The organism is Streptomyces sp. ICN903 (assembly GCF_022015835.1).
GTDB lineage: Bacteria > Actinomycetota > Actinomycetes > Streptomycetales > Streptomycetaceae > Streptomyces > Streptomyces fenghuangensis.
On sequence record NZ_JAKMAY010000290.1, the window covers coordinates 1 to 7191 of the forward strand.

The following is a 7191-nucleotide window of genomic DNA, read 5'->3' on the forward strand; positions in this document are numbered from 1 at the left end:
GGTGGAGGGGTGAGATCGGCGTGAGGCCGCCGCCCTGGGGGGCATGTGCGTCGCCATTCTGCCTCACCGATACATCACACACCTCGTGGCCGCCGCGGAGCGCCGCACCGCGGGGGAATCCTGGCGTGGTGGCCGGTCGGGGCGGGTGCGACAGGGAAAGATTGTTGTGCCGCGGACACAGTTGTCAAATGGAAACAATCGATCGGGGATGCATTGGGGGCCGGTTTCCGGGAAGGTCCCGTCAGAGGCCGGTGGGTTCCACCGTGCCCTGACGTCCCGTCGGTTGGGGCCGACAGGCTCCGCGGCCGCTGCTAACATTTGCCGGACGGCAACAAAAGGGGTGAACGGTGCTGTCCCGCCACCCCGCACATCCAGCCGGATGCCGACGTCACGGGCGTGGGCCGGCGACGAACGACTGTGAGAGGGCTTGTCAGTGAACGCCAGCGACGCAGCCGTACGAGACCGGTTGACAACCGCAATCCGCGAGCGCGGCGACGAGATCGCCGACCGGTGGGTGCAGTTGCAGCAGGAACGTGCGGCGATCGGGATAGACGAGGGCGAACTGCGCGAGGAGGCCGACGCGCTCCTCGTCCTGCTGGGCGGGGCCCTCAACAGCGACTACGGCATGGAGAACGTGGTCGACGCCCACCAGGACCTGCGCGGCGCGGTGATGGAGCTGTCCCTGCGCAGGGAGCGCAGCGGCGCGACCCCGACGGCCACGTCCCTGGCCATTCTGGCGCTCAAGGACGCCCTGCTGGAGGCCGTGGAGCGCGACAACCGCGATCCGCGGGAGCTGTTCCCGGCGGCCCTGACGATCAACCGGCTGCTGGACGAGGCCGCCGCCCTGTCCTTCAACGCCTATGTGGAGCGCCGCGAGGAGATCATCCAGCGGCAGAGCCGCCAGCTGCTGGAACTGTCCACCCCCGTGGTCCACCTGTGGAAGCGGATCCTGGCCGTGCCGCTGATCGGCACCCTGGACACCGCGCGCACCCAGGTGGTGATGGAGAACCTCCTGCAGTCCATCCAGACCCATGACGCCCGGGTGGCGATCATCGACATCACCGGTGTGCCCACGGTCGACACCGCCGTCGCCCAGCACCTGATGCAGACCGTCAACGCGGTGCGCCTGATGGGTGCCGACTGCTTCATCAGCGGCGTGCGGCCCTCCATCGCGCAGACCATCGCCCAGCTGGGCATCGACCTGTCCACCATCCTCACCCGCGCCACCCTCGCCGACGCCCTGGCCGCGGCGGTCGACATGACGGGACAGGACTCACCGGCCACCGGGGCGACGACGAACCGATGACCGGCCGCCAGTCCATGGACATCCCCATCCTCAGGCTCGGTGACGTACTGGTCACCGGGCTCATCAACGAGCTCGACGACAAGACGGCCACCGTCTTCGCCGACGAGCTGACCGAGCGCATCGCCGCCGAGCGGGCCACGGGAGTCCTCATCGACATCTCCCGGCTGGAGATCATCGACTCGTTCGTGGCGCGCACCCTGACCGAGCTGAGCACCATGGCCCGGCTGCTGGGCGCCCGGGTGATCGTGGCCGGCATGCGGCCGCCCGTGGCGATCACCCTCGTCGAGCTGGGCCTGCAACTCACCGGAGTGGAGACCGCACTCAACGCGGAGCAGGGGATGGCCGCACTGGGCTGGCACCATGCCCCGCGGCCCCCGGAAGGGGTGACCCGGCGTGAAACTCTCGGGTGAAAGGACGATGGGCGCCCCGGCGGCCCCCGTCGAGGGAGGCGGCGGCGCCGCGAGCGCCGGGGCCACCTACCCGGTCCGTACCGACGAGGACCTCATCACGGTCCGGCACGCGGTACGGGCCGCCACCGTCGAGACCGGCTTCGGGCTCGTCGACCAGACCCGCGTCGTCACCGCCGCCAGCGAACTGGCGCGCAACGCCTACATCCACGGCGGGGGCGGCACGGTGACCATCGAGTTCCCCAGGAACGCCGGACGCCGGGGCGTACGGCTGACCGTCAGGGACGAGGGGCCCGGCATCCCCGATCTGGAGGCGGCGCTGGCCGACGGCTTCACCACCGGCTCCGGCCTGGGTCACGGACTGGGAGGCGCGCGCCGCCTCATGCACGAGTTCGAGGTGCACACCGAAGCGGGCCGGGGCACCACCATCAGTGTGACCCGCTGGAACACGCAGTGAGCCGGCCGTCCCCCGCCGCGGAGGACCTGACCGAAGAGATCCGCATCGACCACGAGAGCGCGATCCACGTGGCGGCCTCGGCCGCCCGCGGCTGCGCACAGCGGTGCGGGCTGCCCGGGGCCATGCCCGACCAGGCGGCCGTCATCGCCAGCGAACTGGCCAGCAACCAGGTCAAGCACGCCGCCGACGGAACGGTGTACGTACAGCCGGCGCTCCGGGGCGACGGGGTGGAGATCACCGCCGTCGACCGCGGACCCGGCATCCGCGACCTGGACCGCTCGATGGCCGACGGCTACACCACCACCGGCTCCCTCGGAGCGGGGCTGGGTGCGGTCCGCCGGATCGCCACCGAGTTCACCATCCGCACCCAACCGGGCTCGGGCACCCTGGTCAACGCCCGGCTGTCCGCTCCCGGCGGGCAGCCGAAGGCCCGGTACGGCGTCGGATCGGTGTGCCTGCCCGCCCACGGCGAGAAGCACTGCGGCGACGCCTGCGCCGTGGCCGACGCCGGCGACGCCCTCACCGGCCTCGTCGTCGACGGGCTGGGACACGGGGCCGCGGCCGCCGAGGCGGCCCGCTCCGCCCTGCGCGCCTTCCACACCGCACCCGAACGCCCTCTGGCCGAGATCCTGACCTCGCTGCACCGCTCGCTGCGCCACACCCGCGGCGCGGCGGCGGGCGTGGTGCGGCTGCGCCCCGGCCGCGCCGAGTACTGCGGCACGGGCAACATCCGCGCCACGGTGCTCTCGGGCGGGGAGGTGGCCCACCGGATGGCCGGCCAGCCCGGCATCGTGGGCTGGAACGTCCCCACCCCCCGGCCGCGCACCGTGCCCCTGGCGCGGGGGGCGGCGGTCGTCCTGCACAGCGACGGCATCGAGTCCCGCTGGTCGCACAGCCCGCCCACCTTTCTGCTGCGGCTTCCGCCGCCCCTGCTGGCGGCGTCCCTGGCCCACGGGCACCGGCGAGTCCGCGACGACGCCACCGTGCTCACCGTCCAAGCGGCCTGAGCGGCCCAGAGGTTCCATGACCGACAACACCACTTCCCACCACCACACGCTGCCGAGCCTGCGACACGCGGTACGCGGCATCGCGCGCGCCCACCGGCTGCCGGTGGAGACCAGGGCCCGGCTGGTGATGTCCGCGGTGGAGCTGGCGCGGACCGAGATCGCGGCGGGGCGGCCGGTACGGCTGGAGGCGTACGCCGAGCCGTCCGGCGGCGAATCGGCGGGGCAGCTCGTCGTCACGCTCGACACCCTCAGTGATCTGACGGCCGACCGCGACGGCATCGCCGACCTTCCCCTCCCCGCCCAGTTCGCCTCCGGGGGTTCGGCCACCTGGCGCATGCCGCTGCCCGGCCGGCGCGGTGACGGCGGCAGCGGCGGCGAGGCCGGCACGGTCCCGCCCGCCCGCAGCGGCGGCGGACCGGAGGCCGGGGGCGACTGCCCCACGTCGGAGATCCACGCGGTGGAGCAGGAACTGCGCGCGACGCTGGCCCGTCTGGACGCCCTCACCGCCGAGCACCGGCGGCTCAAGCACGAACTCGCCGAGACCAACCGGGGCACCCTCGCCCTCTACGTCCAGCTGGAGGAGCGCGACGAACAGCTGCGCAAGGCCCACGGCCAGACCCTGCGCGAGCTGGAGGACGCGCTGCGGCCCGCGCCCATCGAGGTCGACGGCCTGGAGATGGCCGTCCACTACGCGCCGGCCGGCACCGACGCGCCCACCGGCGGTGACCTGTACGACTGGCTCCAGCTTCCCGACGGCACCGTCCACATCACCGTCGTCGACGCCCTCGGCCACGGTGTGACCAGCACGCGCGGCGCGCTCAACGTCACCCACGCGGTACGGACCCTGGCACTGGAGGGGCATCCGCTGGAGTCGATCATCGCCCGGACCGCCGAGATCCTGATGCCCTTCGACAGCGAGCTGATGTCCACCGTGCTGCTCGCCCGGATCAACCCGGCCACCGGCGACCTGTTCCTGGCCAACGGCAGCCACCCGCCGGCGCTGCTGCTGCCGGCCGGAGGCGAGCCCGAGTACCTGGAGGTACGCGGCCGGGGCATCGGCTACCCGCTGCCGGGCAGCGAGCGCCTGCTGCACACCCGGATGGGGCCCGGGGACATGCTCATCCTCTACACCGACGGTCTCACCGAGAGCCGCAAGGACCCGCGCGAGGGCGAGAAGCGGCTCATCGAGGCGTCCCGCCGCCACGCCGACAGGCCCATCACGGAGGTCCCCGGCGCCATCGCCGAGGACATGCACACGGTCATCCTGCACCCCGACGACACACTGGCACTGGCCGTGCGCGTCCCGCCCGCCTGAGCGGCGGGCGGGACGCGCACGGGCGGGGTTCCTCAGCCGCCCAGCTCGGAGACCACGGTCTGCAGCCTGGAGGCCAGCGCCTCCAGGTCCCGCTCCGAGGGCGCCCCCGGGCCGATCCGGGCGGTGAGGTCGTCGCGGGAGACGACCTCCACGGCTCCGCGGTAGCGGTCGGCACCGGCCTCGGCGGCGGGCACCACCCGCGGGTGGCCCTCCAGGAGGACCAGCCGGGGATCGGGGTCGGAGGAGCTGAGCAGCTCCCGTACGTGCTGGGCTGTGATCGTGTTCGTGCTCGGCACCTCGTGGGCCTTCCTCTCGACTGCCTCGGTCCTTCCCGTGGCCCTGGAACCCTCAGGGCCGCCCCGGCCCCGCCGCGCCGGCCTCGACCGGGCCGGCGGCGTCGACGGTCACCCGCTCCCCCCGCGGGCAGTGCAGTACGCCGGAGGGGAAACCGGGCCGCTCCGCCTCCCGGAGGAAGTCCGACAGGGGGGATTTCATGACGGTGTAGTCGTCGTAGTGCACCGGCAGCACGCGGCGCGGACGCAGCACGGAGACGAGGTCGGCACCCTGCAGGGCGTCCATGGTCACCAGCAGCCCTCCGGGGAGCGTGGTGCCGCCCAGGTGGACCACCGCCAGGTGGATGTCCGGGCACAGACGCGCGATCTCGTGGACGCCGGGGAACATCAGAGTGTCGCCGGAGATGTACAGCCGCAGCCGTACCGTCCCTCCCGGGTCGCCGAACTCCAGCAGGCTGCCCATCACCGGCGGCAGCAGGAAGTCCACCGGGCCGGGGCCGTGGCGGCCGGGCAGCGCCGTGATCCGCACCTGGCTGCCGCCGCGCACCAGGACGTGGTCGTGCCAGGTGGGCAGACCCGTGGCGCGGCTGAACCCGTGCAGTCCCTGCAGCCGCCGCGAGGCGTGCGGGGTCGTGACGATCGGCAGGGAGCGGGGCAGGTTGCGGCGGGCGATCCGGTCCCAGTGGTCGCCGTGCAGATGGGACAGCACCACCGCGTCCAGGTCCGGCGGGAGGTCCTCCACCCGCAGGGCGGGCTCCCTCAGCCGCCGGGACAGCAGCCCCTTGCCCAGGTAGGCGTACTGGCCGCGGTGGAGGAAGTTGGGATCGGTCAGCAGCTTCAGCTCGCCGTAGCGGATCAGGAGGGTGGCGTTGCCGACGAAGAGGAGCTCGGCGGCTCCCGGGGGCGGCGCGGGCTGCATGGCGGAGCCTCCTCGCGTTCTTCATCGTCTCCGGTGGACCGGTGGGGCGGCGCTGTACCGCCCCACCGGGGACGACCGGAATCAGGCGGCGGCCGTGGTGCGGCGACCGCCCAGGACCGCGCCGAGAGCGATCATGCCCACTCCCAGTACGAAGTGGAGCCAGTCGTCGGCCGAGTTCAGAGGCACGAAGTTCGCGCCGCTGTCCTTGTCGATGATCAGCCCGTAGAGCCACAGCAGCAGATAGATCGCACCGCCGCCGATCAGGAACGCCTTGGCCCCGGCGACGCTCCGGGCCATGGCCAGGCCGACGACACCGAAGGCGAGGTGCACCAGGTTGTGCAGGATCGACACCTGGAAGAGGCCGAGCAGCTGGGCCTGCGACTCGTGTCCCGCGAACTGCATGTCGCCGTAGTCCGTGGTGATGCCCGGGATGAACCCCAGGATCCCCACCAGCAGGAAGACCAAGGACACCGCCATGGCCGCGGTGCTCACCGGTGCGCGGCGCCCTGTGCTCGCCGCCCTCGGACCTGTGCTGGCCATCGTCATCATCTCCACTCGGGGTCGGTTGACGGCCGGTACGGAGTACCCCCGCTTCCCGGACGGAAACGGGGCGGGTGACGCTTCCTCAGGCGCGGCCCTCCCGGGATCCCTCGTACGCGGCCGGCCGCACCGCCGCGAAGGCCGTGCCCGGCGCCAGTTCCGGCAGGCTGTTGCGGTGGACGTCGAAGCCCGGGGTGGAGCGGGGCGCTTCCGGCAGCGGCGAGCGAACGGTGAGCACCGCGAAGGTCCGCCACCGGCCCAGCGGCTCGGCGGCCCGCAGGTCGAACACCAGCGGGCCGCCGGCGAGCGCCTGCCGCAGGGCGGGGGGACTGCCGTGGACCGGGCGCAGCCGGCGGCGCGGGAAGGCGGCCAGCACCATGCCGCGCCCGCCGACCCGGTAGGTGAGCAGACTGCTGTACGGACCGCCCAGCGCGTCGCCGCGCGGCAGTGGCAACCGGCGCAGTACCGGAGGTCGGGCACTGCTGGTCAGCAGCAGGTCGACGGGCCGGCCGGGGCCGCCCGCGTCCAGCGTCCGGACGGCGAGTCCGAGCCAGTCGGGCAGCGGCCGCGGCAGGCCGGCGCCCCGGGACAGGCGTACCAGGCACTCGTACCGGCCCAGCCCGTCCAGCCAGGGGACGCCCCAGGCGGCCCCGGTGGGACCGGGCATCACCAGCTCACCGGCGCAGGTCAGACCGTCGGGGTGGAAGGCGGGGGCGTGGCGCAGCCGGGCGAGCTGCCTGAAGCCCGCCCGGGTGCCGCGTACACGCAGGGGCACGGGTCGGGGCATCGGAGCCTCCTGGAGGTGGGCGGACCGGCCGGACTCGCCGGCGGGTTCCGGGCGAACCGTCCCGGTCCGCAGTTGCCGCGGGGCCGGTGCCGAAACCCCGGCGCGCCCCGGCACCGGACCGCCGCCTTACCGGCCGGCCGGGGGAGGGCCCATACTGGAC

The 7191-nt window shown here is 73.4% G+C and carries 9 protein-coding genes; 5 read left to right on the forward strand and 4 right to left on the reverse strand.

Annotated elements, in window-relative coordinates; genetic code table 11:
• The first annotated feature begins 433 nt into the window (after window positions 1–433).
• Genes L7D48_RS23515 through L7D48_RS23535 form a run of 5 tightly spaced genes read left to right on the forward strand, consistent with a single transcriptional unit; the run spans window position 434 to window position 4492 of the window.
• Window positions 434–1306 (forward strand): STAS domain-containing protein, encoded by an 873-nt coding sequence (locus L7D48_RS23515; protein WP_237882212.1) that lies wholly within the window; start codon window positions 434–436, stop codon window positions 1304–1306.
• Complete coding sequence (locus L7D48_RS23520) at window positions 1303–1716, forward strand: STAS domain-containing protein (RefSeq protein ID WP_165869426.1); 414 nt, start codon at window positions 1303–1305, stop codon at window positions 1714–1716. Before L7D48_RS23515 ends, L7D48_RS23520 begins: the two co-directional genes overlap by 4 nt.
• A gap of 7 nt (window positions 1717–1723) precedes the next feature.
• On the forward strand, window positions 1724–2170 hold the full coding sequence (locus tag L7D48_RS23525) for an anti-sigma regulatory factor (protein WP_237882223.1): 447 nt from the start codon (window positions 1724–1726) through the stop codon (window positions 2168–2170).
• Window positions 2167–3177 (forward strand): SpoIIE family protein phosphatase, encoded by a 1011-nt coding sequence (locus L7D48_RS23530; RefSeq protein WP_237882214.1) that lies wholly within the window; start codon window positions 2167–2169, stop codon window positions 3175–3177. Before L7D48_RS23525 ends, L7D48_RS23530 begins: the two co-directional genes overlap by 4 nt.
• Before the next feature lie 16 nt (window positions 3178–3193).
• Window positions 3194–4492: a PP2C family protein-serine/threonine phosphatase gene (locus L7D48_RS23535; protein WP_237882215.1), complete on the forward strand. Its 1299-nt coding sequence runs from the start codon at window positions 3194–3196 to the stop codon at window positions 4490–4492.
• A gap of 32 nt (window positions 4493–4524) precedes the next feature.
• On the opposite strand, the gene L7D48_RS23540 is transcribed toward L7D48_RS23535, so the two are convergent.
• The 4 genes from L7D48_RS23540 to L7D48_RS23555 form a co-directional block, all read right to left on the reverse strand.
• The gene (locus L7D48_RS23540; RefSeq protein WP_237882217.1) at window positions 4525–4788 is read right to left on the reverse strand and encodes a hypothetical protein; all 264 of its coding nucleotides are present in this window, start codon (window positions 4786–4788) and stop codon (window positions 4525–4527) included.
• 52 nt (window positions 4789–4840) lie between these two features.
• A complete protein-coding gene (locus L7D48_RS23545) occupies window positions 4841–5704 on the reverse strand; it encodes an MBL fold metallo-hydrolase (RefSeq protein WP_237882219.1) in 864 nt (287 codons plus the stop codon).
• An 81-nt stretch (window positions 5705–5785) separates the two neighbouring features.
• A complete protein-coding gene (locus L7D48_RS23550) occupies window positions 5786–6181 on the reverse strand; it encodes a DUF4383 domain-containing protein (protein ID WP_237882226.1) in 396 nt (131 codons plus the stop codon).
• 148 nt (window positions 6182–6329) lie between these two features.
• The gene (locus L7D48_RS23555; protein ID WP_237882221.1) at window positions 6330–7031 is read right to left on the reverse strand and encodes a phosphodiesterase; all 702 of its coding nucleotides are present in this window, start codon (window positions 7029–7031) and stop codon (window positions 6330–6332) included.
• Window positions 7032–7191 lie beyond the last annotated feature (160 nt).

Coding starts and splice junctions, on each gene's coding strand:
- L7D48_RS23520 (WP_165869426.1), top strand. CDS start 1,303: ATGACCGGCCGCCAGTCCATGGACATCCCCATCCTCAGGCTCGGTGAC.
- L7D48_RS23525 (WP_237882223.1), top strand. CDS start 1,724: ATGGGCGCCCCGGCGGCCCCCGTCGAGGGAGGCGGCGGCGCCGCGAGC.
- L7D48_RS23535 (WP_237882215.1), top strand. CDS start 3,194: ATGACCGACAACACCACTTCCCACCACCACACGCTGCCGAGCCTGCGA.
- L7D48_RS23545 (WP_237882219.1), bottom strand. CDS start 5,704: ATGCAGCCCGCGCCGCCCCCGGGAGCCGCCGAGCTCCTCTTCGTCGGC.
- L7D48_RS23550 (WP_237882226.1), bottom strand. CDS start 6,181: ATGGCGGTGTCCTTGGTCTTCCTGCTGGTGGGGATCCTGGGGTTCATC.
- L7D48_RS23555 (WP_237882221.1), bottom strand. CDS start 7,031: ATGCCCCGACCCGTGCCCCTGCGTGTACGCGGCACCCGGGCGGGCTTC.